The sequence below is a fragment of the Microbacterium sp. NPDC091676 genome (assembly GCF_044756645.1).
Lineage (GTDB): Bacteria > Actinomycetota > Actinomycetes > Actinomycetales > Microbacteriaceae > Microbacterium > Microbacterium paraoxydans_D.
The window spans coordinates 1,123,547-1,145,393 of record NZ_JBIVTI010000001.1 but is presented as its reverse complement, the minus strand read 5'-3'; the positions used below and the strand labels follow the sequence as shown (position 1 = coordinate 1,145,393).

General features: G+C 72.1%; 22 protein-coding genes. 6 read left to right on the top strand and 16 right to left on the bottom strand.

Annotation, left to right across the window (positions count from 1 at the left end):
- Positions 1-33 precede the first annotated feature (33 nt).
- Both ACIQID_RS05680 and ACIQID_RS05675 read right to left on the bottom strand, forming a co-directional pair.
- Positions 34-2,394, bottom strand: coding sequence for a glycoside hydrolase family 65 protein (locus ACIQID_RS05680; RefSeq protein ID WP_400282765.1), 2,361 nt, complete (start codon positions 2,392-2,394; stop codon positions 34-36).
- Positions 2,395-2,598: 204 nt separating this feature from the next.
- Positions 2,599-3,480, bottom strand: coding sequence for a manganese catalase family protein (locus ACIQID_RS05675; protein WP_400282762.1), 882 nt, complete (start codon positions 3,478-3,480; stop codon positions 2,599-2,601).
- Positions 3,481-3,674: 194 nt separating this feature from the next.
- Here ACIQID_RS05675 and ACIQID_RS05670 point away from each other — a divergent pair, with 194 nt between their 5' ends.
- Together ACIQID_RS05670 and ACIQID_RS05665 are read left to right on the top strand one after the other, a co-directional pair.
- On the top strand, positions 3,675-5,069 hold the full coding sequence (locus ACIQID_RS05670) for a M20/M25/M40 family metallo-hydrolase (RefSeq protein WP_400282759.1): 1,395 nt from the start codon (positions 3,675-3,677) through the stop codon (positions 5,067-5,069).
- A 147-nt stretch (positions 5,070-5,216) separates the two neighbouring features.
- Entirely contained in the window at positions 5,217-5,786 is a 570-nt protein-coding gene (locus tag ACIQID_RS05665) for an alpha/beta hydrolase (protein WP_312673252.1), read from the top strand.
- Positions 5,787-5,799: 13 nt separating this feature from the next.
- Here the strand turns inward: ACIQID_RS05665 and ACIQID_RS05660 are convergent, their stop codons facing one another.
- The 3 genes from ACIQID_RS05660 to ACIQID_RS05650 form a co-directional block, all read right to left on the bottom strand.
- Positions 5,800-6,462: a hypothetical protein gene (locus ACIQID_RS05660; RefSeq protein WP_400282755.1), complete on the bottom strand. Its 663-nt coding sequence runs from the start codon at positions 6,460-6,462 to the stop codon at positions 5,800-5,802.
- Positions 6,463-6,583: 121 nt separating this feature from the next.
- Entirely contained in the window at positions 6,584-6,883 is a 300-nt protein-coding gene (locus ACIQID_RS05655; RefSeq protein WP_312673250.1) for a Fe-S cluster assembly protein HesB, read from the bottom strand.
- Between the two features lie 107 nt (positions 6,884-6,990).
- Complete coding sequence (locus ACIQID_RS05650) at positions 6,991-7,479, bottom strand: GNAT family N-acetyltransferase (RefSeq protein ID WP_400282752.1); 489 nt, start codon at positions 7,477-7,479, stop codon at positions 6,991-6,993.
- 120 nt (positions 7,480-7,599) lie between these two features.
- Here ACIQID_RS05650 and ACIQID_RS05645 point away from each other — a divergent pair, with 120 nt between their 5' ends.
- On the top strand, positions 7,600-8,160 hold the full coding sequence (locus ACIQID_RS05645; protein WP_136050917.1) for a Dps family protein: 561 nt from the start codon (positions 7,600-7,602) through the stop codon (positions 8,158-8,160).
- Between the two features lie 33 nt (positions 8,161-8,193).
- Here the strand turns inward: ACIQID_RS05645 and ACIQID_RS05640 are convergent, their stop codons facing one another.
- On the bottom strand, positions 8,194-8,730 hold the full coding sequence (locus ACIQID_RS05640; RefSeq protein ID WP_400282748.1) for a DUF6328 family protein: 537 nt from the start codon (positions 8,728-8,730) through the stop codon (positions 8,194-8,196).
- Between the two features lie 81 nt (positions 8,731-8,811).
- On the opposite strand from ACIQID_RS05640, the gene ACIQID_RS05635 reads away from it, so the two are divergent.
- Entirely contained in the window at positions 8,812-9,015 is a 204-nt protein-coding gene (locus tag ACIQID_RS05635) for a hypothetical protein (RefSeq protein ID WP_312673245.1), read from the top strand.
- A 4-nt stretch (positions 9,016-9,019) separates the two neighbouring features.
- On the opposite strand, the gene ACIQID_RS05630 is transcribed toward ACIQID_RS05635, so the two are convergent.
- Together ACIQID_RS05630 and ACIQID_RS05625 are read right to left on the bottom strand one after the other, a co-directional pair.
- A complete protein-coding gene (locus ACIQID_RS05630; protein ID WP_400282744.1) occupies positions 9,020-9,604 on the bottom strand; it encodes a 1-acyl-sn-glycerol-3-phosphate acyltransferase in 585 nt (194 codons plus the stop codon).
- Between the two features lie 23 nt (positions 9,605-9,627).
- On the bottom strand, positions 9,628-10,221 hold the full coding sequence (locus ACIQID_RS05625) for a carboxymuconolactone decarboxylase family protein (protein ID WP_400282741.1): 594 nt from the start codon (positions 10,219-10,221) through the stop codon (positions 9,628-9,630).
- A 126-nt stretch (positions 10,222-10,347) separates the two neighbouring features.
- Between ACIQID_RS05625 and ACIQID_RS05620 the strand changes: the two genes are divergently transcribed.
- Positions 10,348-10,494, top strand: a complete 147-nt coding sequence (locus tag ACIQID_RS05620; RefSeq protein ID WP_167627859.1) for a hypothetical protein — start codon at positions 10,348-10,350, stop codon at positions 10,492-10,494.
- A 30-nt stretch (positions 10,495-10,524) separates the two neighbouring features.
- On the opposite strand, the gene ACIQID_RS05615 is transcribed toward ACIQID_RS05620, so the two are convergent.
- Positions 10,525-12,000 carry an MDR family MFS transporter gene (locus ACIQID_RS05615; RefSeq protein ID WP_400282737.1) on the bottom strand — a complete coding sequence of 492 codons (1,476 nt, stop codon included), beginning with the start codon at positions 11,998-12,000 and terminating at the stop codon, positions 10,525-10,527.
- A 179-nt stretch (positions 12,001-12,179) separates the two neighbouring features.
- Between ACIQID_RS05615 and ACIQID_RS05610 the strand changes: the two genes are divergently transcribed.
- The gene (locus ACIQID_RS05610) at positions 12,180-14,255 is read left to right on the top strand and encodes an ABC transporter ATP-binding protein (RefSeq protein ID WP_400285672.1); all 2,076 of its coding nucleotides are present in this window, start codon (positions 12,180-12,182) and stop codon (positions 14,253-14,255) included.
- A 12-nt stretch (positions 14,256-14,267) separates the two neighbouring features.
- Here the strand turns inward: ACIQID_RS05610 and ACIQID_RS05605 are convergent, their stop codons facing one another.
- From ACIQID_RS05605 to ACIQID_RS05575, 7 genes are read right to left on the bottom strand one after another with little or no spacing between them, the layout of a single operon-like run.
- Positions 14,268-15,041 (bottom strand): SDR family NAD(P)-dependent oxidoreductase, encoded by a 774-nt coding sequence (locus tag ACIQID_RS05605; RefSeq protein WP_400282734.1) that lies wholly within the window; start codon positions 15,039-15,041, stop codon positions 14,268-14,270.
- Between the two features lie 22 nt (positions 15,042-15,063).
- A complete protein-coding gene (locus tag ACIQID_RS05600; RefSeq protein WP_400282731.1) occupies positions 15,064-16,011 on the bottom strand; it encodes a glycosyltransferase family 2 protein in 948 nt (315 codons plus the stop codon).
- Between the two features lie 23 nt (positions 16,012-16,034).
- Complete coding sequence (locus tag ACIQID_RS05595; protein WP_400282728.1) at positions 16,035-17,171, bottom strand: cysteine desulfurase family protein; 1,137 nt, start codon at positions 17,169-17,171, stop codon at positions 16,035-16,037.
- 4 nt (positions 17,172-17,175) lie between these two features.
- Entirely contained in the window at positions 17,176-18,027 is an 852-nt protein-coding gene (gene nadC / locus ACIQID_RS05590; RefSeq protein ID WP_400282725.1) for a carboxylating nicotinate-nucleotide diphosphorylase, read from the bottom strand.
- Positions 18,027-19,550 carry an L-aspartate oxidase gene (gene nadB, locus ACIQID_RS05585; RefSeq protein WP_400282722.1) on the bottom strand — a complete coding sequence of 508 codons (1,524 nt, stop codon included), beginning with the start codon at positions 19,548-19,550 and terminating at the stop codon, positions 18,027-18,029. Before nadB ends, nadC begins: the two co-directional genes overlap by 1 nt.
- Positions 19,547-20,884, bottom strand: coding sequence for a quinolinate synthase NadA (nadA, locus tag ACIQID_RS05580; RefSeq protein ID WP_400282719.1), 1,338 nt, complete (start codon positions 20,882-20,884; stop codon positions 19,547-19,549). The genes nadB and nadA overlap by 4 nt, the downstream gene beginning before the upstream one ends.
- Positions 20,881-21,597, bottom strand: a complete 717-nt coding sequence (locus ACIQID_RS05575) for an NUDIX hydrolase (RefSeq protein WP_400282716.1) — start codon at positions 21,595-21,597, stop codon at positions 20,881-20,883. The genes nadA and ACIQID_RS05575 overlap by 4 nt, the downstream gene beginning before the upstream one ends.
- Between the last annotated feature and the right edge of the window lie 250 nt (positions 21,598-21,847).

Here is a 21,847-nt window from a genome sequence, read left to right as displayed (position 1 = left end):
CGCCTCGATATGGCACACGCACCGAACGCCGCCTCAGTCACCGGCGCGCGGTCGTCCCGGCTCCCGCCAGCGCGGCGGCACCGGGGCCGGGGTGATCGGCTCGACGCGGTCCGGCGTCGGCAGGCTCGATGCAACGCCGGCGTGCAGGACGAGCTCCTCGCCCGCGTGCCGGATCGTCACCGGCTCACCCGCGCTCAGCCGGTAGGTCGTCTCCGCCGGCGTGATGTCGACGTGCAGGATGCAGCCGTGCAGCCGCACCCCGAACGCGAGACGGGTGACGCCGTCCGGGAGCTGGGGTCGGAAGGACAGGCCGTCGTCGCCCTCCCGCATGCCCCCGTAGCCGGCCGTGACCCCCGTCCAGATGCCGGCGAGCGCCGCGATGTGCAGTCCCTCGTCCGTGTTGCCGTGGAGGTCGTCCAGGTCGAGGGCCACCAGCTCCGCGAGGTACGCCGCCGCGAGCTCGAGGTGCCCCACCTCGGCGGCGATCACGGCCTGCGCCGCCGCGGAGAGGGAGGAATCGCGCACGGTGAGGGCGTCGTAGTACGCGAACGCCCTCGCCTTCTCCTCCCACGTGAACTCCTCGTGGGCGGTGTAGAGCGCCAGGACGAGGTCGGCCTGCTTCAGCACCTGCTTGCGATAGAGGTCGAAGTAGGGGAAGTGGCTGTGCAGCGGATACTCGTCGGGGCCGGTGGCGTCGAAGTCCCATCGGGCGTGCGCGGTGAATCCCGCCGACTGCGCGTGCACCTGCCGCGCCTCGTCGTAGAGCACCGTCATGTCGGCGGCGGCGGCCTCCCACGCCGACACTTCGTCCGCGCTCACCCCGAGGCGGTCGGCGACGTCCGGATGCCGTCGGACGGCTGCCACCGCGCCGCGGAGGTTCCGGCGCGCGGAGAGGTTCGTGTAGACGTTGTCGTCGACCACGGCCGTGTACTCGTCCGGACCGGTGACGCCGTCGATGTGGAAGCCGCCGTCGTCGCCCCTGCGCCCGAGGGACAGCCAGAGGCGCGCGGTCTCGACGAGGATCTCCGTGCCCGCCTCCCGCTCGAAGTCCTGGTCGCCCGTCGTGCGGACGTAGTGCATCACGGCGCCCGCGACGGCGGCGTTGATATGGAAGGCCGCCGTGCTCGCCGGCCAGTACCCGGAGCTCTCGCGCCCGTCGATCGTGCGCCAGGCGAAGGAGGCGCCGCGCAGGCCGAGCGTGCGCGCCCGCTCCCTGGCGTGATCGAGCGTCGCGTGCCGCCAGCGCAGCGCCTGGAGCGCGGCATCCGGCGCGGTCGAGGTGAGGACGGGGAGCACGAACGCCTCGAAGTCCCAGAAGGTGTGGCCCTCGTAGCCGGAGCCGGTGAGGCCTTTGCCGGGGACCGATCGGGCTTCGGCGCGCGCCGAAGCCTGGAACACCTGGAACAGCGCGAAGCGCACGGCCTGCTGCAGTCGGGCATCGCCATCGATGCGCACGTCGCCGCACTCCCAGTACCGATCGAGCACGCTGCGCTGCCCGGCCACCAGGGCGTCCCACCCCAGGCGCGCGGCTTCCGCCACGGCCTCCTCCGCGCGGTCCCGCAGCGTCTGCGGCGCGAGGGACGCCGACCACTCGTGTCCGACGAGCTTGACGACCTCGAGCTCCTCGCCGGGAGCGAGGTCCACGCGGATGCGGGTCCGCGACAGGTCGTCGTCGACCTCTGTCGTCACCTCCGGAGCGCCCTGCCCGGAAGCCTGCACCAGATGGTCCGCGCTCACCGCCACGCGCAGGCCGCTGCGGCGGGTGCGGTGCAGCAGCGTGCTCCGGGCACCGCGCTCCGTGGCGGCGACGGCTTCCAGCGGACGGGCGAGGAGCTCCTGCACCCGCGGATCGTCATGCGTCACGGGAAGGGGCTCGTTCGCGAGCACCTCGGACAGCACGGTCACCGCGAGCGGACCGTCGACCGCCGTCACGCGGTAGCGCACGGCGGCCAACGACCGGTGCTCGAGAGAGACCAGACGGGTCGAGACGATGTGCACGCGACGGCCCTCCGCCGATTCCCAGTCGACCTCCCGGCGCAGGGTGCCTTCGCGGAGGTCGAGGCGGCGGGTGTGCGCATGGACGGTCCCGTGCTCGACGTCGAACGGCTCATCGCCGATCAGCAGGCGGATGAGCTGCCCGTTCGGCACGTTGATCACCGTCTGCCCCGTCTCGGGGTACCCGTAGCCGTCCTCCGCGTACGGCATCGGGTGCTCCTCGAAGACCCCGTTGAGGTAGCTTCCCGCCACACCCCGCGGATCGCCTTCGTCGAGGTTGCCCCGCCAGCCGACGTGGCCGTTGGAGAGGCCGAAGACGGACTCCTCCTGCGCGAGATGGGCGGTGTCGACGCTCTCGATGCCGACCGCCCAGGGCTCGACGGTGAAGCGCGCCGTCATCGGCGCGCCCCGGCCCCGAGGCTTCTGTCCGAGGAGGAGCTGAGGATGCCGAGGAGCATGGAGTTCCCTTCTGCCGGAGACCGTGTGCCTCGACGGTATCGACGCGGCGGCGGGGGCACGAGGGAGTTGCGCCGCGTCGACCCGGTCCGGTAGGACGGCCGACGGGGCGGGCGCGCGACGCCCGCCCCGTCGAGCGACGGCCGCTCACTCCTTGTGGAGCGCGTCCTGCGCGGCGCCGGCCACCTTCTCCACGACGTTCGGCAGCTCGGTGGTGCCGTAGAAGCGCGCGTCGGGGTGGGTGGGCGGAGGCATCTCGGCCGTGGTCGTCGGGCCCTCGTGGTAGCTGAACTCGCCATGTCCGTCCGGCGTCGGTCCGGATGCCCACGTGCCCTCCGCGGCGGCAGGACCGTCGCTGAAGTTGAGGTACTGGTACGACACGTCGCGGTGCTCCTTGGACAGCGGGAAGTTGCTGGGAACGGGCAGCTTCTCGGCGCCCTCCGCCTTGAGCTCCTCCGCGGCGGCGAGCCACTGGTTCTGGTGCATGGTGTCGCGCGCCAGCAGGAAGCTCAGCAGATCCCGCACGCCGTGGTCGTCGGTCATGTGATAGAGCCGGGCGACCTGCACCCTGCCCTGCATCTCCGCGTTCGCGTTGGCCATGAAGTCGGCGAGGAGGTTGCCGCTCGCCGTGATGTACGAGCCCTGCCACGGGTTACCGTTGCTGTCGACCGGGCGGGCGCCGGCACCGGCGACGATGCCCTGCTGCACATCCGTGCCGCCGACGATCGCGGCGACCGTCGGGTCGTCCTGCACGGCGTCCTCCGTGATGCCGAGCGGGGACTTCTCGAGGAGCTGCGCGATCATGACCGCGAGCATCTCCACGTGGCCCATCTCCTCGGCCCCGATGCCGAAGGCGAGGTCGCGGTATTTGCCGGAGATGTGCATGTTCCATGCCTGGAACTGGTACTGCAGGGCGACGGTGATCTCGCCGTACTGCCCGCCAAGGACCTCCTGCAGCTTGCGCGCGTACACGGCATCCGGGGCCTCGGGCGTCGCGGAGAACTGGAGCTCCTGTCGATGGAAGAACATGTCGAGCCTTTCTCTTCTGGGGATGGGCTGGCCATGCAACGCCCGGTCGATGGATCCACTCAGGGCCTTTCCAAACCCGGAGACGCCTGGGACAATCGCTCACGGCCCGCGAGCGGCCGCGCCGGCCGTAGCCGGTCGGCGGCAGCGCCGTCAACCCCCGCCCTCCTCTGCGGCCCAGCGGGCATGCTGTGACCATGGGGGATCGGACGGCAGCCGCGGAGGACGCGATCGGAGCGTTCCTCGCAGCCCGTCTGGACGAGATCGTCGAGCGGTTGTCCGCCTGGGTCGAGATCCCCTCGGTGTCGGCGGACCCCGAGCGCCGAGCAGACGGGGTGCGGTCCGCGCACTGGATCGCCGCCGAGCTGCGTGACGCGGGATTCACGACGACGCTCCTCCCGGCCGGCGACGCCGTGACCGTGTTCGCCGAGCGTGCGGGCACCCCAGGCTCCCCGACGGTGCTCGTCTACACCCACCATGATGTCCGGCACGCCAAGCCGGAGGAGTGGAGCGAGACGGCGCCGTTCGTGCCGGTGCTCCGCGAGGGGCGCCTCTACGGGCGCGGGGCATCGGACGCGAAGGGTCAGGCGCTCGCGCACGTCTGGGCCCAGCGAGCGCTCGCCGCCGTGGACGGCCCCGATGCGGGGGTGCATCTCAAGCTCCTCGTCGACGGTGAGGAGGAGATCGGCTCCCCGCACCTCGAGAACCTCCTGGAGGCCGACCCCGATCGGTTCGCGTGCGATCTCGTCGTCTTCTCGGACACCCTGCAGTGGGAGGTCGACTCCCCGGCTCCGGTGACCTCGATGCGCGGAACGCTGACCGCGACGCTCACGGTGCAGGGGCCCGACCGGGACGTGCACAGCGGCGCCGCCTCCGGCGTGACGGTGAATCCCGCCCTCGTGCTCTCCCGGGTGCTCGCGCAGCTGCACGACGAGGACGGGGGGATCGCGATCCCCGGTTTCCACGACGGGCTGGCCGCGCTCACCGACGAACGCGCCGCGGAGCTCGACGCACTGCCGTTCGACCCCGACGACTGGACGCGGCGCACCGAGACGAGGGTCATCGTGGGGGAGAAGGGGTTCACCCCGAAGGAGCGCCTGTGGGTGCGCCCGGCCATCGAGGTGATCTCGCTGCTCGCCGGGGACCCGGAGGGTATCGAGCGCTCCGTCATCCCGCGGGAGGCCAGGGCCTCGCTGAGCATCCGGACGGTCGCCGACCAGCGCAACCATGATGTCGCCGACGCGCTCCGTGCCTTCATCGCCGACGTCATGCCCCCGGAGGCGACGTACCGTCTCGAGGTCGACGAGGACATCGCGCAGGAGCCGTACGTCTCTCCTCCCGGGCCGTACCGGGATGCGCTGGAGCGGGCTCTCGCCCTCGGATGCGGGCGACCGGTCCAGGGGAGGATGGGCAACGCCGGGGGAGGGCCGGCGGAGCTGCTGTCCCGCGAACTCGGTGCCCCGGTCGTGTTCGTTGGCACGGGGCTGCCCGAGGATCACTGGCATGCGAGCGACGAGAGCATCGATCTGCGCATGCTCGTCCGCGGCGCCGCGACACTCGCGCATCTGTGGCGCGAGCTCGCCGCCGCCTGATGACTCCGCCGGGGGATGCGAGGAGGAGGCTCGTCCCCCGGCGGGCTACGCTGGACGCAGGCGCCTCCGCCCGGTGCCCGGTCGCAGGAGCCCGGTGCGGACGACGCCTGCGAACCTGACACCGACGGCTTGAGGAGAACGACGCCGATGACCGACACCCAGACCTTCGAGCCCGAGGGCCGCGCCATCCCGTTCGTCGACGAGGGCGACGGGCCGGTCAAGCTCGTGCTCATCCAGGAGCGCGGCCTGGCCGCCGACGTGCTCGGTGTGGTCGGTCACTACCTGGCCGAGGAGGCCGGATTCCACGTCGTGCGGATCGGCCATCGCGCGGAGGACGCCGACACCTCGATCGAGGACCGCGTCGCGGACGCGCTCGCCGTCATCGACCACATCGGCCTCGGCGACACGTGGATCGGCGGACACGGCTTCGGCGGCACGATCGCCCGGTCGTTCGCGCTGGCTCATCCGGAGCGCGTGAACGGTCTCGCGCTCCTCGGCGTGGAAGACGTGGAGACGCCCCTCGCCCCGGTGATCCCGGTGCTGCTGATCCAGGGGACGGCCGACGAGGACACCCCGCCCGCGAACGCCGAGAGCCTGCGCGCCACGGCTCCGGAGCGCGCCAGCATCAAGGTCGTCGAGGGCGGGGATCACCTCTTCCCCATGACGCACCCCATCGAGACGGCCGTCGTGCTCGAGGAGTACCTGGACTGGGACTGAGGGACGCCGCGGGTCAGAGGTCGCTGAAGTCGTTCGCGGGGACCATGATCTGCGTGACGGTGTCGCCGTCGAGCACGAACATCGTGTAGATGATCCCGGTGGAGCCCGGACGGGTCAGGGACTCGGTGTCGGGGACCTCGCGCCCGCCGAGCCCGAGTTCGCTCGCCGTCTCCGGGTCCTCCGCATCCGTCAGTGCCCAGGCATCGGCGGCGCGGAGCTCGGCGCGGGTGCTGCCGACGCGGAATCCGTCCTCGGTGACGACGGGGAGGCCCGCCACCTCGGCGGCGGTGACGGAAATGCTCGCCGGGGCCTCGCCCGTGCTGTCGGCCAGGACGCGCAGACCGTCCCAGTCGTACGCCTCCAGTGTGGAGGGCTCGCCGGGGAAGATCTCCACGCCCTCCGGCTCGGGAAGCTCGCCGGTGACCTCCTGGAGGAGCTCGAGAAGGGCGGCGGAGTCCGCGTAGTCGGCACTCCGCTCCTCCGCGCCGGTGACCGTCAGGCCGTCCAGCGTCACCACGATCTGCGCGGACGTGGTCTCCGTCGGCGTCGGCGATGCGCTGGAGGTCTCCGAGGGACGCGGGGACCCGGACGGCTCGCTCGAGTTCGCCGGAGCACAGGCCGTCACGGCGAGCGCGGTGGCGGCAAGGGCGAGAAGGAGAGAAGAAGGTCGTCGCATGGTCCCGATGCTAGAGCGTTTGTGGCCGGGCCCACGAAGGCGCGGACCTCGTTATCAGACCGTGTTCGGAGACGGACGAACGCCGCGGCCGGGGCGGCCGCGGCGTTCGAAGTCTGAGGTCTCAGGCGACCTGAGGGAGCACGGCGAAGGACACGGAGCCCTCGTCGTCCACGCCCGCGTCGAGGATCTTGTCGTCGAGCGCGGAGGCGGCGGCCTCGTCGAGGAACAGGCGCGTGCCCGACAGCTCGACGACCTGATCGGCGGGCTCCGGGTCGGCGGTCACGGCGACGGCGAGCCGGGCCGCGCCCGAATCGTCCTGCGCCTCGGCGGTGTGGATGCGCAGCCCGGCGGCCGGCGCGTCGTTCTGCCGACTCACGAGGGTCGACACGATGGCGGTGGCGTTGTCGGTGAGGGTGAGCACGAGCTCTCCTTTCCGGTTGGGGCATGACGCGGTCGCGACATGTCCGGACCACGATTCCCCATCGTCCGGATCCCCTCGACCCCCTTGCGCGGAGCGGGGCGCTGCCCTTAACCTCGCAGCCGCTTGCGGAGGAACACCTGGGCGGTGCCGTCGCCCTGCGGCACCCGTTCGCGCTCTTCGTAGCCACAGGACTCGTACAGCCGGATGTTCGCCTCGCTGAGGCTTCCCGTGAAGAGCTCGGCCTCCCGGGCGTCGGAGGCCTGCTCCGCTGCGTCGAGGAGCTTCCGTCCGATGCCCTCTCCCTGCATGTCCGGTGCGATCGCGATCCGTCCGATCAGGAGCAGATCGTCGTCCTCGACGAACCGGATCGCCCCGACCAGGCGGCCGTCGATCCGGGCGCCGAGCCCGCGTTCCGACGTGAGCTCCGCCTCCATCTCGGCGACCGTCTGGGTCAGCGGCGGCATGTCGACGCTGCCGTAGATCGCCGCCTCCGACACGAAGGCCGCCCGCTGGATCGTGAGCACCTCGCCGGCGTCCGCCGCGGTGAGAGGGGCGATGACCACCTCGGGCCGATCCTCCTGTGCTGCTGTTCCCACTGTTCCGCCTTTCTCGATGGCCCTTGTCGCCTCCCTCACGTTCAGGGGTGCGACCGGCGGGTGTCAACCCCCTCGGAACGGGCCGCGCTGCGGGCTACCGTGCCGGGAGGAGGTCACACCATGGCAGACACGAAGACCAAGAAGTCCGGCAGCTCCAGCAGCAAGAACGGGGCGGCGAAGGCAGGCGTCAAGACCACGCGCCAGCAGAACGCGGAGAAGGGGTTCACCGCATCCCCGACCCTCGCGGCGAACCTGCAGGCCGTGCTCGTCGATCTCCTCGAACTCTCGCTGCAGGGCAAGCAGGCGCATTGGAACGTCGTCGGACGCAACTTCCGCGACACCCACCGTCAGCTCGACGAGATCATCGAGGACGCCCGGACGTTCAGCGACACCATCGCGGAGCGCATGCGCGCTCTGCACGCCGTCCCGGACGGACGCAGCGCCACGATCGCGAAGACGACGACGCTGCCGGAGTTCCCGACCGGCGAGGTGTCCACGACGGAGACCATCGACCTCGTCACCGCGCGCCTGGAGGCCGCGGTGGGGACGATTCGCGATGTGCACGATGCCGTCGACGAGGAGGACCCCACGTCGGCCGATCTGCTGCACGCCGTGATCGAGCGACTGGAGCAGTTCGCCTGGATGGTGAGCGCGGAGAACCGCAGCCCCGCCGGGCGCTGACGTCCCGCCGTCCGACCGCCGTCCTCGTCGCGCTCACGCCGACGGGGGCGGCGGTTCCGTGTGGGGGTGCACTCGCGATCGGGCGCGCCGGAGCAGGCCGGGCAGCGCCATCCAGAGTCCGACCACGAGCACGAGCGACGCGACGAGCGCGACGATCCCGGCGGTCCTGCTGACCGTGAAGTCGACGATGAGGGTCGTGACGCCGATCGTGAGGGCCCCGATCACGAAGAGGTCGATCTTCACCAGCCGCGCCGCCGTCCGGACGAGCTCCGGCTTCAGCCGGCTGCCGAACAGGGCACGGTGGATGCCGACCGGGGCGAGGGCGAGGATGGTGGCCAGCGCCGCGAGCGCCACGAGCACGACGTACAGGTCGCGCTGGAGTTCGTCCATGTCGGTGAAGCGCGGCTGGAACGCCACCGCGAGGAGGAAGCCGGTGAGGATCTGCGTGCCGGTCTGCATCACCCGGAGCTCCTGCAGCAGCTCTTCCCAGTTGCGGTCCGCGCGCTCGTTCGGGGTCTCGTCGCGGCCGTCGTCGCGCTCGTCCGCGGCGCCACGGGGTTCTGCTCTCATGGCGATAGTCTCGTGGGCACGATCCGCCGCTGTCCAGGACCTTGCGCGGCCCGCCGGAGACGCCTCAGGAAAGGACCCGAGATGACCCTGCCCCCGATCGACGAATGGTGGCCCGAGCTGTCAGACGAGGCGCGTCGTGCGGTCATCGACAGCGGGTCACGGCACCTCGACGACGACGTCCGCGAGGAGATCCGGGAGATCACGGGAGCGGTGGTGGGGATGATCGAGTCGCTGTCCGACGACGACCTCGCCTACGCCCGGGACCACGCCCCCGCAGCGGACTGAGACGTCAGTCCTCCGGCTGCACGGCGGTCTCCTCGCGCAGCCGCGGCTCCGTGCGACGCTCGGGGCGCACGCCGTGCTTGTCCGCATAGAACGCCCGGATCCGGTCCATGTCGGCGGCCACGTCGCCCGTGAGGTCGATCGTCGGTCCGAGGCCCGTCGTCATGGTGGGACGGTCGACGAAGCCGAGGGTGACCGGCATGCCGGTGGCCCGTGCGATGCGGTAGAAGCCGCTCTTCCAGTACTCGTTGCCGCCGCGGGTGCCGTCGGGGGTGACGACGAGGCCGAACACCGTCCCGGCGTGCACCTGGTCCACGACCTCGCCGACGACGCGCGCCGGATCCGCCCGGTCGACGGCGATGCCGCCGAGGCCGCGCATGATCGGGCCGCGCCAGCCGCGGAACAGGCTCTTCTTGCCCAGCCAGTGCACGTCGATGCCCAGCCGCCACGCGATCGCGAGCATGAGCACGAAATCCCAGTTCGAGGTGTGCGGGGCGCCGATCAGGACGGTCGGACGCGTGGGGGCGGCGTCGGCGACGAGGGTCCACCGGCTGACGGCCCAGTACACGCGGGCGAGGAATCGTCGGAGCATCCGTCCAGATTAAGGGGAGCGGCCTATCGATCGCCTGTCGGCGCGGTCGCAGTGGCGTGGGCGAGGGCCGCGGTGAGGCCGGAGTCCAGCCCGGGGACGTCCTCGACGGGGACGGCGAGCGCGAGCAGCGCCCTGCTGAAGTAGTTGCGTGCCGCCGCCGCCAGGGTGATGTCCACGATCTGCCGATCGCTGAACCCTCGGTCGCGCAGCTCCTGCGCATCCGCGTCTGTCATCGCCGACGGATCGGTCGACAGGCGCGCGGCGAAGCGGATCACGGCCTGCTCCTGCTCCGTGAAACCGCGGTCGTCTCCGGCGGCGAAGGCGGCGAGTCCCGCCTCGTCGACGACGCCGGCGCGGAGGGAGCGGCGGCCGTGGGCGAGCAGACAGTGCGCGGATCCGAGGGCCCGCGCCGCCCCGAGGGTCGCGGCCTCGTAGATCGGCACGCCGATCGACGGGACGATCGCGCGGACGAGGGCCTCGAAGGCGGCATGGGCTTCGGGGTTCACGGCCATGGCCCTGGTGTGCGCGAACACGATGCCGTCGTCGGCGAGGTCGCTCTCGTACATCGCGGCGACGTGGCCGGTCGCGGTGGCCCGCTCGGGAGGATGGATGATCATGGCGCCTCCTCGGCTCCGGGGGCGCGGCGAGGGTGCGCACCCCCTCGCCGGGAACGATACGCCGCTCCCGGGGCGCAGAGAAGAGCGTGCGGCGCCCGGTGCTCCTGGCAGGCGTACGATCGAGGGATGACCGAATCGAAGCAGGAGAACACCGGGCAGGACGCGCCGCTCGGGCTGCAGCCGCTGCCGGGTGCGATCGAGCTGCTCGACGGCGATGCCGCCGGCTACTGCAGCAACGGCGTCTGCCACATCCCCGCCCCCAAGGAGCGGTGAGCAGCAGACGCCGTCGGTGTCTCTTCGCGGTCAGTGACCGCCGTGCGCCGCATCGCCGATGTCGTCGGCGGGCTTGCGCACCAGCGGGCTGAGCGCGACCGCCGCGAGCGAGATGATCGCCGCGATGAGGAACGCCGTCCGCGCACCGGGGGCACCCGCCACCGCCCGCGACAGGCCCTCGTCCTCGCCGGCGTGCAGGATGGCCGAGTACGTGACCGTGAGCAGCGCGACGCCGGCCGCGCCGCCGACCTGCTGCAGCGTGTTCAGCACCGCGGAGCCGTGCGAGTACAGCGAACGGTGCAGCGACCCCAGCGACGAGGAGAACAGCGGCGTGAACGACATCGCGAGGCCGACCGACATGGCCGCCTGCACGATGATCAGCAGCCACCACACGGTGTGCTCGCCGACCGTCGAGTAGAAGAACAGGGCCGCCGAGACGAGGATCGTGCCCGGGATGAGCAGCGGGCGCGTGCCCTTCGCGTCGTACACGCGACCCATGATCGGGCCGAGGAGACCCATCAGCACCGAACCGGGCAGCAGGATGAGGCCGGATTCCAGCGCGGTGAGCCCGGCGACGTTCTGCAGGTACTGCGGCAGCAGCGTGAGGGTACCGAACATCGACAGCGCGAGGATCGTCATGATCACGACGGCCAGCGAGAAGTTCGCCGAGCGGAACACGCGCAGGTCGAGGAGAGCGTCGTCGACCCGCTGCAGCACGAGCTGGCGCCAGACGAACAGGGCGAGCGAGACGGCGCCGACGACCAGGGCGATGACGCCGGTCGTGCCGCCCGATCCGCCCTCGCCGCCGAACTGGCTGAGTCCGAAGACGATGCCGCCGAAGCCGAGCGCCGCGAGCGGGATGGAGAGCACGTCCAGCGGGGCCTTGCGGGTCTCGCCGAGGTTGGTCATCCACTTCGCGCCCATGCCGAGCGAGATCAGGGCGATGGGCAGCACGATCGCGAAGAGCGCGCGCCAGTTGAACGCGTCGAGCACGGCGCCCGCGAGCGTCGGGCCGATGGCGGGCGCGAGCGAGATGACGAGGCCGACGCGGCCCATCATGCGGCCGCGCGACTGCGCGGGCACGACGTTCATGATCGTCGTCATCAGCAGCGGCATCATGATGCCGGTGCCTGCCGCCTGGATCACGCGGCCCACGAGCAGCACGGAGAAGCCGGGCGCGACGAGCGCCACGAGCGTGCCGAGCGAGAACGCCGTCATCGCGGCGATGAAGACCTGCCGCGTCGTGAAGCGCTGCAGGATGAAGCCGGTGGTCGGGATGACCACCGCCATCGTGAGCATGAACGCGCTCGTCAGCCACTGGCCGAGCTCGGGCGGGATGCCGAGGTCGGTGTTCAGGTGCGGGATCGCGATGCCCATCGTCGTCTCGTTGAGGATGGCGACGAAGGCGGCGATGAGCAGCAGCCAGATGACCCGCATGTCCTTGCGGGGGATGCCCCCGCTCGATGCGGGGGGCGTCGTGATGGAGCCGGTATCGACGGCAGACATGGGCGGCCTCCAGGGCATCGGAGAGAAGAGGAAGGTGCGAGAGTTCGCGAGAGTCATTCAGCGTAACGGGTCGGGCGGACATTTCATTCCGAAATCTGGGATATCGCTGAACGTCGGGACAGCGGAGCCCGTGTCCCGGGGGGGGGGGGGGGGGGGGTGAGTACGCTGGCGCCATGAGCATGGGCGGGATGGGCGGTGGTCCGCGGGGCGGTTTCCGCGGCGTGGACGAGGACGCCCAGCGTCGGCTCAACGCGGAGGCTCCGAAGATCGACGGACTCGGCACCCGGGTCGTCGCCCTGTTCAGCGCCTACCGGTGGCGCATCCTCTTCACCGGTGTCCTCGTGGTCCTCGGTGCGGGCATCGCGGTCATCCCGCCGCTCCTCGTGCAGCGCATCTTCGACGACGCGCTGTTCCCCGTCGACGGCGGCGGTCCCCACCTCTCGCTGCTCGGCGTGCTCGTCGGGGCGATGGTCGGCCTCTTCCTCTTCTCGGCCGTCCTCGGCGTCGCGCAGACCTGGCTCACGGCGACGGTCGGCAACAGCGTCACGGGCGACCTCCGGGTGCGGCTGTTCGAGCACCTGCAGGCCATGGAGCTCGGCTTCTTCACCCGGACGAAGACCGGGGTGATCCAGTCCCGGCTGCAGAACGACGTCGGCGGCGTCTCCGGCGTGCTGACGAACACCGTCACCAGCATCCTCGGCAACGCCGTCACGGTGATCGCCTCCCTCGTGGCGATGATCCTCATCGACTGGCGCCTCACCCTCATCGCCGTCGTGCTCATGCCGTTCCTCGTGCTCGTGCAGCGACGCGTGGGTCAGGTGCGCGCCCGCATCGCGGGGGAGACCCAGGAGTCGCTGTCCGAGCTGACCTCGATCACCCAGGAGACGCTGAGCGTCTCCGGCATGCTGCTCTCCAAGGCCTTCAACCGCCAGCGCACCGAGTCCGAGCGCTACCAGCAGGAGAACCGCAACCAGGTGCGCCTCCAGGTGCGCCGCGCCATGAGCGGGCAGGGCTTCTTCGCGGTCGTCCAGGTCATCATGGCGAGCGTCCCCGCCGTCATCTACCTCGTCTCCGGATACCTCATCGCGGGCGGGACGGGAGCGATCACCGCCGGTACGGTCGTGGCCTTCACGACGGTCCAAGCGCGGCTGCTCATGCCGCTCATGGGGCTCATGCGGGTCTCGCTCGATCTGCAGACCTCGTCCGCGCTGTTCGCCCGCATCTTCGAGTACCTCGACCTCGTCCCCGAGATCACCGACGCCCCCGATGCGATCGCCGTGGCGCAGGCACCGGGCCCGCGCGGCCGCATCGAGTTCCGGGACGTCGTGTTCCGGTATCCGGATGCCGCGGCCGACTCGCGTCCCACGCTGCACGGGGTCTCCTTCGTGGCCGAGCCCGGGCAGCACGTCGCCTTCGTCGGCCCCTCCGGCGCGGGCAAGACCACGATCCTCTACCTCGCGCCTCGACTGTACGAGGCCAAGGGCGGCGCGGTCCTGTTCGCGGGGGCGGACGTGCGCACGCTCACCCAGGAGTCGATCATCGACGACGTGGGCATCGTCTCCCAGGAGACCTACCTGTTCCACGCGACGATCAGGGAGAACCTCCGCTACGCGAAGCCCGATGCGACGGACGAGGAGCTGGTCGCCGCCTGCACCGCGGCCAACATCCACCACATCATCGCGGGCTTCGAGAAGGGCTACGACACGGTCGTGGGGGAGCGCGGGTACCGGCTCTCCGGGGGCGAGAAGCAGCGCATCGCCATCGCGCGCGTGCTCCTGAAGGATCCGCCGGTGCTCCTGCTCGACGAGGCGACCTCCGCCCTGGACACCGTGTCCGAGCGCGTGGTGCAGGAAGCCCTCGACGAGGCGGCGAAGGGGCGCACCACCCTGTCGATCGCGCACCGCCTGTCGACGGTCATGGGGGCGGACGTGATCCACGTGCTGGAGGCGGGACGCATCGTGGAGTCGGGTACCCACGCCGAGCTGCTCGCGCAGGGCGGCCTCTACGCCGAGCTGGCGGCGCAGCAGGTGGCCGCGTCGCGCGTGCTGGACGCCGAGAGGGAAGCGGAGGCCGAGGAGGAGGCCGCCATCCGCGGGGGCGTCGAAGAGGGCGTCGAGGCCGGTCTCGCCGCGCGCCGTGCCGACCGCGAGCCGGAGGACTCCGCCGCGGCCGATGCCGTCGTGGCGTTGACGACGGGCGTCCCGCTGCCGACGGCATCGAGCACCGACTCCCGGCCGCGCCCGACCGACGGGTGACGACCGCGAGGGTCAGTGGACGGAGAGCCCGCCGTCGACGAACAGCGACTGACCGGTGACATAGGCCGAGCCCGGGCCGGCGAGGAAGACCGCGGCTGCGGCGAAGTCCTCGGGGAGGCCGTTGCGTCCGACCATCGTCCGGGCCGCGAGGGCCGCGATCGTGGCGGGATCCTCCTGCAGGCGGGCGTTCAGGGGCGTGAGGACGAATCCGGGGACGAGGGTGTTGCTCGTCACGCCGGTGCCGCCCCAGGCCTCCGCCTCCGAGCGCATGAGCGACTCGACAGCGCCCTTGGAGGCGCCGTAGACCCCGCTGCCCACGAATGCCCGGTGCGCCTGCTGCGAGCTGATGTGGATCAGCCGCCCGTAGCCGCGCGCCGCCATGCCCTGCGCCCAGCGCTGACCGAGGAGGAACGGGGCCAGCGCGTTGACGGTCATCGTCGCGTCCCAGTCCGCCTCGGTGATCTCGGCGTAGGGCGGACGGATGTTGATGCCGGCGGAGTTGACGAGGATGTCCGGCTCGCCGAAGGGGACGGCCGCGGCCTCCGCGACCGCGCGGATGCCGTCGCGGGAGCCCAGATCGCCGACGACGCCCGCGGCCCGGCACCCCTGCGCGTTCAGCTCCTCGACGGTCTCGGCGATGCGCTCCGCACCGCGGGCGACGATCACCGTCGCCGCGCCGGCCCGGGCGAGCGCCGTCGCGATGCCGCGGCCGATGCCCGAGCTGCCGCCGGTCACGACGGCGGTGCGGCCTTCGAGCGCGAAGAGCGAGGAGAGGTAGTCGGTCATGCGGGGGTCCTTCCGGCGGGGCTCACCACGCGAGGGCGTCGGCGAGGGTGGGGTCGGGGCGGGCGTCGGCGAACTCGGGAAGGGCACGCAGCTCGGCCAGGAACGCGGAGACCTCCGCCGCGTAGGCGGGGTCGGGATGGGTGTCCGCGATCTCCCGGAGCGGCGCGACGTCCATCGCGAGGATGAGGTCGAGCCGGGCGGTCACGGCGGCGTGCGCGCCCGCCTCCTGCAGGACGCGGATCCCGCCGCGGAGTGCGGCGAGGTAGTCGCGGAGCACGGGGAGCTGCGCCTTGCTCTGGGTGATCGAGGTGCCGTCCGCTCGGACGCGCCACCGCACCATGACGTCGGGCAGCACGTCGAAGGTGCGCGCCCGGGTGTACATCGTCTGCGCGACGACCTGGTCCTCGTAGGCCACCCCTTCCGGGAACCGCAGGTCGGTCCACAGGTCGGTGCGGCTCACCTTGGACCACGCGACGATGTTCGACACGGCCTGCGGATGCTCCGCGAGGGTGGTGCCGAGACGAGCCGGTGAGGTCGCCGCGGCCACCCACGGCTGCACGCGGCCGGGCACGTATCCTCGCCCCTGGGGACGCAGCCGCACGTAGGCGCCGGCGGCGAAGTCGCTCTCCGTGCGCTCGAGCGTGCCCACGAGGGTCGCCAGCGCGTCCGGCATCAGCTCGTCATCCGCGTCGAGGAAGCCCGTGAAGGGCGTGTCGACCCGCGCGAGGCCGACATTGCGCGCGGCGCCGAGCCCGACGGAAGCCTCATGCCGCACCACGGTGAAGCGGGCATCCCTCGCGGCGGCGTCGGCGAAGATCGCTCCCGTGTCGTCGGTGGAGCCGTCGTCGATGAGGATGGCACGCCACCGCTCGTCCGTCTGCGCGCGGAGGGAGTCGAGGGCGGCGGGGGCGAACGCGGCGATGTCGCGTCCGGGCACGATCAGCGTCACGATCGGGGTGGGGGCGGTCACTCCGCCGAGTCTAAGGCCGTCCGTCAGCCGCGGACGGCGTCGACCGCCTCCGCGACCAGTGCGGCGAGGCGCTCGGGAGCGTCCGCCGGGAGGGCCGCGCGCCCGAAGGTGAACCGCACGGCCGTCTGTGCGACCTCGGGGGCGATGCCGCACGCGAGCAGCACGGGGGAGGGCTCGTCGCTGCCGGCCGCGCAGGCGGAGCCGCTGGATGAGATCACCCCGCGGCGCTCCAGCTCCAGCAGCACCGCCTCGCCGCTCACACCGGCGATGGTGAAGCTCGCGGTGCCGGGGAGCCGGTGCACGGGATCCCCTGTCGGCGCGGCGTCGGGCACCCGCCAGGTCACCTCGGCGATGAAGCGCGCCGTGGCGGCCCGCACCCGCGGCGCCGCGTGCTCACGCTCCCGCTCGGCGAGCTCCAGCGCCGTCGCCAGGCCCACCGCTCCGGCGACGTCGACGGTGCCGGACCGCCGTCCGCGCTCCTGACCGCCGCCGTGCAGGAGCGGTTCCAGTGGGAAGCGTCCGCGGACGACGAGCGCCCCGGTGCCTTTGGGAGCACCGAGCTTGTGCCCGGCGATCGACACGGCGTCGGCGTCCAGCTCGTGCAGGGGCAGCCAGCCGGCCGACTGCACCGCGTCGATATGGAGCGGCACGCGGCGGGCGCGGACGACCTCGCGGAGCGCCGCGATGTCCTGGACGGTGCCGATCTCGTTGTTCGCGTGTCCGACGGACACGACGGCCGTGTCGTCGGTGAGCACCGTGTCGAGGGCGTCCGGCGTGATCCGCCCGGTTCCCTCGACCGCGGGCATCGCCACCGTCACCCCGTGGAAGCGCGCGAGGTACGCCGCCGACTCCCGGATCGACTCGTGCTCGATGGGGGACACCACGACGCGTCGCCGCCCGGAGGCGAGCGCTCCCAGGGCGAGTCCCTTCACGGCGAGGTTGTTCGCCTCCGTGCCGCCGCCGGTGAAGACGACGTCGCCGACCCGCGCCCCGACGACGCGGGCGACCCGGGCGCGGGCGTCCTCCAGCGCGCGCGCCGCCGTCTCGCCCGCGGTGTGGTGGCTGGCGGGGTTCCCGAACACCTCCGTGAGGAAGGGCTCCATGGCCGCCCGCACCTCGGGGCGTACCGGCGACGTCGCGGCGTGGTCGAGGTACAGCACGGACTCAGTCGATCCGAAGGTCGAGTCCGAGGTCCAGCGCCCGCGCGGAGTGCGTGAGGGCGCCGACCGAGATCACATCCACCCCGGTCTCGGCGATGGCGCGGACGGTGGTCAGATCGACGCCGCCCGAGGCCTCCACGGTGGCGCGCTCGCCGATGAGGGCCACGCCGGCGCGCAGATCGTCGAGGGAGAAGTTGTCCAGGAGCACGGTGTGCGCGCCGCCGTCGAGCACCGCCGGGATCTGGTCGAGACGGTCGACCTCGACGACGACGTGGGCGGTGTGCGGCAGCCGCGAGAGCGCCTCGCGAAGAGCCGTCGCGAGGTCGAGCCCGGACCGCTGGAGCACCGCGAGGTGGTTGTCCTTCGCCATGACCGCGTCGGAGAGGGAGTACCGGTGGTTCCGGCCGCCGCCGGACACCACGGCGTGCCGCTCGAACGCCCGCAGTCCGGGCGTCGTCTTGCGGGTGTCGGCGATGCGCGCCCGCGTTCCCCCGACCTCGCGGACGTAGGCGGCGGTGAGGGTCGCGATGCCCGACATCCGCTGCACGAAGTTCAGGGCGACGCGCTCGGCGGTGAGGACCGCGCGGGCCGGCCCGGTCACGGTGGCCAGCACGTCGGAGGCCGCGAAGGCATCGCCGTCGCCCACGTGCAGGTCGACGATGACATCGGGATCGGTGAGGAGGAAGGCGGCGGCGAAGGCCTCGCCGCCGCTGAAGACCCCGTCCTCGCGGGCGACGAGGTCGGCCGTGGCGGTCGTCACCGCCGGGAGCAGGGTGGTGCTGGTGAGGTCGCCCCACGGGGCGTCCTCCTCCAGTGCGGCTCCGACGACGCGGTGCAGGGTGGCGCGGGTGAGCATCAGGCGGTCTCCAGGATCGGTGCGTGTGCCGCCCTCGGTGCGGCGGGGGCGAGGTCGTCGCGGTGGTGGGCGCCGACTGAGACGGGGCGGGCCAGGGCGGCGCGGATGGTGGCGTCGGCGACCTGCAGCAGGTTCCGGTCCTCGTGCGTGCGGGCGTCGGACGCGGGCGGCGTCTCGACGGCCCATCCGCGCACGATCCGGAGCGCGCGCCGCAGGCCCGAGCCGGTCCGGTGCAGGCCCACCTCCTCCCACAGCAGCCGCTGCAGCCCGGCGCGGTCGAACGGGGGGAGCGTCTCCGGTGCGACATCCGCGTCCGCCGCGTCCGTCGGTGACGGACACGGGGTGATGTCGACGGCAGCGGGCCACGGTCCGTCCAGCGCGGCGGCGGCCCTGGCCCCGAACACGGCGCCTTCGAGGAGGGAGTTGGACGCGAGCCGGTTCGCTCCGTGCACCCCCGTGCGGGCGGTCTCGCCGACGGCGTAGAGCCCCGGGACCGTGGTCCGTCCGTGGCGATCGGTGACGACGCCGCCCATGAGGTAGTGGGCGGCGGGGGTCACCGGCAGCGGCTCCCTCGACCAGTCGAAACCGCGCGCACGCGTCACCCGGTCGATGGTGGGGAAGCGGCGGGCGAGCGCGTCCGCGCCCAGTCCGGTGGCATCGAGGTGCACGGGCGCTCCCTGCCGGGCGGCCTGTCGGGCGATGGCGCGCGCGACGACATCCCGCGGGGCGAGCTCGCCGTCGGGGTGGCTGTCGAACACGAACCGTCGGCCTTCGTGGTCGCGGAGCACGGCACCCTCGCCGCGGATGGCTTCGGAGAGCAGGAAGACCGGGCTGCCGGGAAGCGCGGTCGGGTGGAACTGCACGAACTCCAGGTCGGCGACGGCGGCACCGGCGCGCAGGGCCGCCGCGATGCCGTCGCCGGTCGTCTCCGCCGGGTTCGTCGTGTGCGCGTAGAGCTGCCCCGCCCCGCCCGTCGCGAGGATCACGGCGTCGGCCCGGATCTCGGCCGTGTCCACGTCGCGGAGGACCGTGATCGCGCGGACCCGTCCCGCCTCGACCACGAGGTCGAGGAGCATCGTCCCCTCGCAGACGGTGATGGACGCACGGCGAACGGCTGCGCACAGCGCCGCGGAGATCGCGGCGCCGGTGGCGTCACCTCCGGCGTGCAGGATGCGGGCATGGGCGTGCGCGGCCTCCCGTCCGCGGGCGAGAGAGCCGTCCGGTGCGCGATCGAAGGCGACGCCGCGGGCGAGGAGCTCGGCGATCCGGGCGGCGCCGTCCGCCACGAGGGCGTCGACGGCGGCCGGATCGCACAGGCCCCCTCCGGCACTGATCGTGTCGGCGGCATGCGCGGCCGCGCCGTCGCCCGGCCCGTAGCTGCCGGCCACACCGCCCTGCGCGAGAGGCGTGCATCCGCCCCCGAGGCCGCCCTTCGTCACGACCGTCACCGTGTGCCCGGTCTCGTGCGCGTGCAGCGCGGCGGTGAGCCCGGCGATGCCGGAGCCGACGACGACGAGGTTCATCGTGCCCCGACCGCCGTCGGCGGCTTGGCGGCCAGCATCCGCTCGAGCGCGAGCCGGGCGGGGGCCGCGACATCGGCGGAGACCGTGATCCGGTTCGGCGTGCGGCCGGCGACCAGCTCCTCCAGCACCCACGCGAGGTAGCCGGGGTGGATGCGGTACATGGTCGAGCACGGGCAGACGACCGGGTCGAGGCAGAAGATCCGGTGCTGCGGGTACTGCGCGGCGAGGCGGCGCACGAGGTTGATCTCGGTCCCGACCGCGAAGGTCGTCGGCTCCGTGGCCTCGGCGATGGCGCGGCGGATGTACTCCGTGGAGCCGGCCTCGTCGGCCGCGTCGACGACCTCCATCGGACACTCCGGGTGCACGATCACGCGGACTCCCGGGTGCTCGGCGCGGGCCTGGTCGATCTGCGCCACGGTGAAGCGACGGTGCACGGAGCAGAAGCCGTGCCAGAGGATCACCTGCGCGTCGACGAGCTCCTCGGGGGCGGAGCCGCCGAGCGCGCGCCGCGGGTTCCACAGCGGCATCCGGTCGAGAGGCACCCCCATGGCCTTCGCGGTGTTGCGGCCCAGATGCTGGTCGGGGAAGAAGAGCACCCGACGGCCGCGGGCGAAGGCCCATTCCAGGACCGTTACGGCGTTGGACGAGGTGCACACGATGCCGCCGTGCCGCCCGACGAAGCCCTTGATCGCCGCCGAGGAGTTCATGTAGGTGACGGGGATCACCGGCACGCGGCCGTCTTCGTCCGGGGTGTCGAGGTCGCCCAGCACGTCGGCGAGCTGCTCCCAGCACTCCTCCACCTGATCGATGTCGGCCATGTCCGCCATAGAGCAGCCCGCGGCCAGGTTCGGCAGGATCACCGCCTGATCGGGCTGCGACAGGAGGTCGGCGGTCTCCGCCATGAAGTGCACGCCGCAGAAGACGATCGCCTCCGCATCCGGTCGCATCGTGGCGGCAGTGGCGAGCTGGAACGAGTCGCCCACCTCGTCCGCATGGGTCACGACCTCCTCGCGCTGATAGAAGTGGCCGAGGATCACCACCCGGTCCCCGAGCGCGGCTTTGGCCGCCTCGATGCGTCGGTGGAGCTCATCCTCGCCCGCTTCGCGGTAGGCGGCGGGGAGCTCTCCCTGCCGGGGAGCCCCGGTCGGGATGACGTCGCCCATGGAGGAGCCGGGCCCGTACCCCGGGCGCGTGTCGAAGTCCCAGGGCCCGACGGCCAGGTCGGTGGTGCAGGTGGCGTCGGTGGAGGCCCCGCCGACGATGGCCTGGATGGCGTGGTCGACGGAGGGATCAGCCGCAGGCACGAGGGGCAGGGGGACGGAGGTGATGCTCATCGGGCTCTCGTTTCCTCGGGGCGGAGCGGGCCGCGGTCGGCCAGCTCGACATCGGTGTCATCGCGGTACAGGCGGGCGGGTCGGTGGCTGCCCGTGCGGAAGCGGTCGGTCCGGGTGAGGTTGCCCGCCGTCTCCACCTGCCGCCGGAAGTTGGCGGGATCGAGCGGACGCCCGAGGATCGACTCGTACGCCTCGCGGAGCTCGGCGAGCGTGAACTCCGCGGGGAGGAACCCCTGGGCCACGCGGCTGTAGCCGACCTTGTTGCGCAGGCGCCAGAGCGCGTACTCGATGATCTCGCGATGGTCGAAGGCGAGCGCGGGCAGGTCGTCGGCATCGAACCATTCCACGTTCTCCGGCGCACGCCCGGACGCCCGGTGCGCGGTGATCTGGGCTTCCACGTCGTCCTGACGCAGCAGCGCCCAGTACACGATCGAGACGACCCGCGTGGGGGAGCGGTCGACGGCGCCGAAGGCATAGAGCTGCTCCAGGTAGGTGGGGGCGAGGCCCGTCGTCTCGGCGAGCGTGCGGCCCGCCGCGTCGACCGGTGATTCCTCGGGGGTGAGCCACCCGCCGGGCAGTGCCCAGGCCTCCGCGAACGGCTCGCGCGTGCGGCGGACGAGGGGGAGCGCGAGCACGGGGGGACCGTCGTCGCCGCGGCGCAGCGTGAGGATCACCGTCGAGACGGCGACGCGGATGTCCGCACTTCGAGTCATAGGCACCTTAACCTCCGCGTCCGATCTTAGTGTCACGGTGACCTTTAGTGCGCGTTCATGACGAGTGAAGGCGTCGAGTCCGAAACGTTATCTCCCGCCCACGGGAAGGCTTGTCCCCCCGGAGTGGGTTTGTTAGGTTACTGTCCTAACAAACCCCTTCGAGGGCGGCCGCAGGCCACCTCCCGGGGTTCCCGTGAACCCCGCCCGGGGTTCGGCTCCAACCGGAGAATCCCTCCTGCAGTGCAGCACC

Coding starts and splice junctions, on each gene's coding strand:
- ACIQID_RS05680 (WP_400282765.1), bottom strand. CDS start 2,394: ATGACGGCGCGCTTCACCGTCGAGCCCTGGGCGGTCGGCATCGAGAGC.
- ACIQID_RS05675 (WP_400282762.1), bottom strand. CDS start 3,480: ATGTTCTTCCATCGACAGGAGCTCCAGTTCTCCGCGACGCCCGAGGCC.
- ACIQID_RS05670 (WP_400282759.1), top strand. CDS start 3,675: ATGGGGGATCGGACGGCAGCCGCGGAGGACGCGATCGGAGCGTTCCTC.
- ACIQID_RS05665 (WP_312673252.1), top strand. CDS start 5,217: ATGACCGACACCCAGACCTTCGAGCCCGAGGGCCGCGCCATCCCGTTC.
- ACIQID_RS05660 (WP_400282755.1), bottom strand. CDS start 6,462: ATGCGACGACCTTCTTCTCTCCTTCTCGCCCTTGCCGCCACCGCGCTC.
- ACIQID_RS05645 (WP_136050917.1), top strand. CDS start 7,600: ATGGCAGACACGAAGACCAAGAAGTCCGGCAGCTCCAGCAGCAAGAAC.
- ACIQID_RS05640 (WP_400282748.1), bottom strand. CDS start 8,730: ATGAGAGCAGAACCCCGTGGCGCCGCGGACGAGCGCGACGACGGCCGC.
- ACIQID_RS05635 (WP_312673245.1), top strand. CDS start 8,812: ATGACCCTGCCCCCGATCGACGAATGGTGGCCCGAGCTGTCAGACGAG.
- ACIQID_RS05630 (WP_400282744.1), bottom strand. CDS start 9,604: ATGCTCCGACGATTCCTCGCCCGCGTGTACTGGGCCGTCAGCCGGTGG.
- ACIQID_RS05625 (WP_400282741.1), bottom strand. CDS start 10,221: ATGATCATCCATCCTCCCGAGCGGGCCACCGCGACCGGCCACGTCGCC.
- ACIQID_RS05620 (WP_167627859.1), top strand. CDS start 10,348: ATGACCGAATCGAAGCAGGAGAACACCGGGCAGGACGCGCCGCTCGGG.
- ACIQID_RS05615 (WP_400282737.1), bottom strand. CDS start 12,000: ATGTCTGCCGTCGATACCGGCTCCATCACGACGCCCCCCGCATCGAGC.
- ACIQID_RS05610 (WP_400285672.1), top strand. CDS start 12,180: ATGGGCGGGATGGGCGGTGGTCCGCGGGGCGGTTTCCGCGGCGTGGAC.
- ACIQID_RS05605 (WP_400282734.1), bottom strand. CDS start 15,041: ATGACCGACTACCTCTCCTCGCTCTTCGCGCTCGAAGGCCGCACCGCC.
- nadC (WP_400282725.1), bottom strand. CDS start 18,027: ATGCTCACCCGCGCCACCCTGCACCGCGTCGTCGGAGCCGCACTGGAG.
- nadB (WP_400282722.1), bottom strand. CDS start 19,550: ATGAACCTCGTCGTCGTCGGCTCCGGCATCGCCGGGCTCACCGCCGCG.
- nadA (WP_400282719.1), bottom strand. CDS start 20,884: ATGAGCATCACCTCCGTCCCCCTGCCCCTCGTGCCTGCGGCTGATCCC.
- ACIQID_RS05575 (WP_400282716.1), bottom strand. CDS start 21,597: ATGACTCGAAGTGCGGACATCCGCGTCGCCGTCTCGACGGTGATCCTC.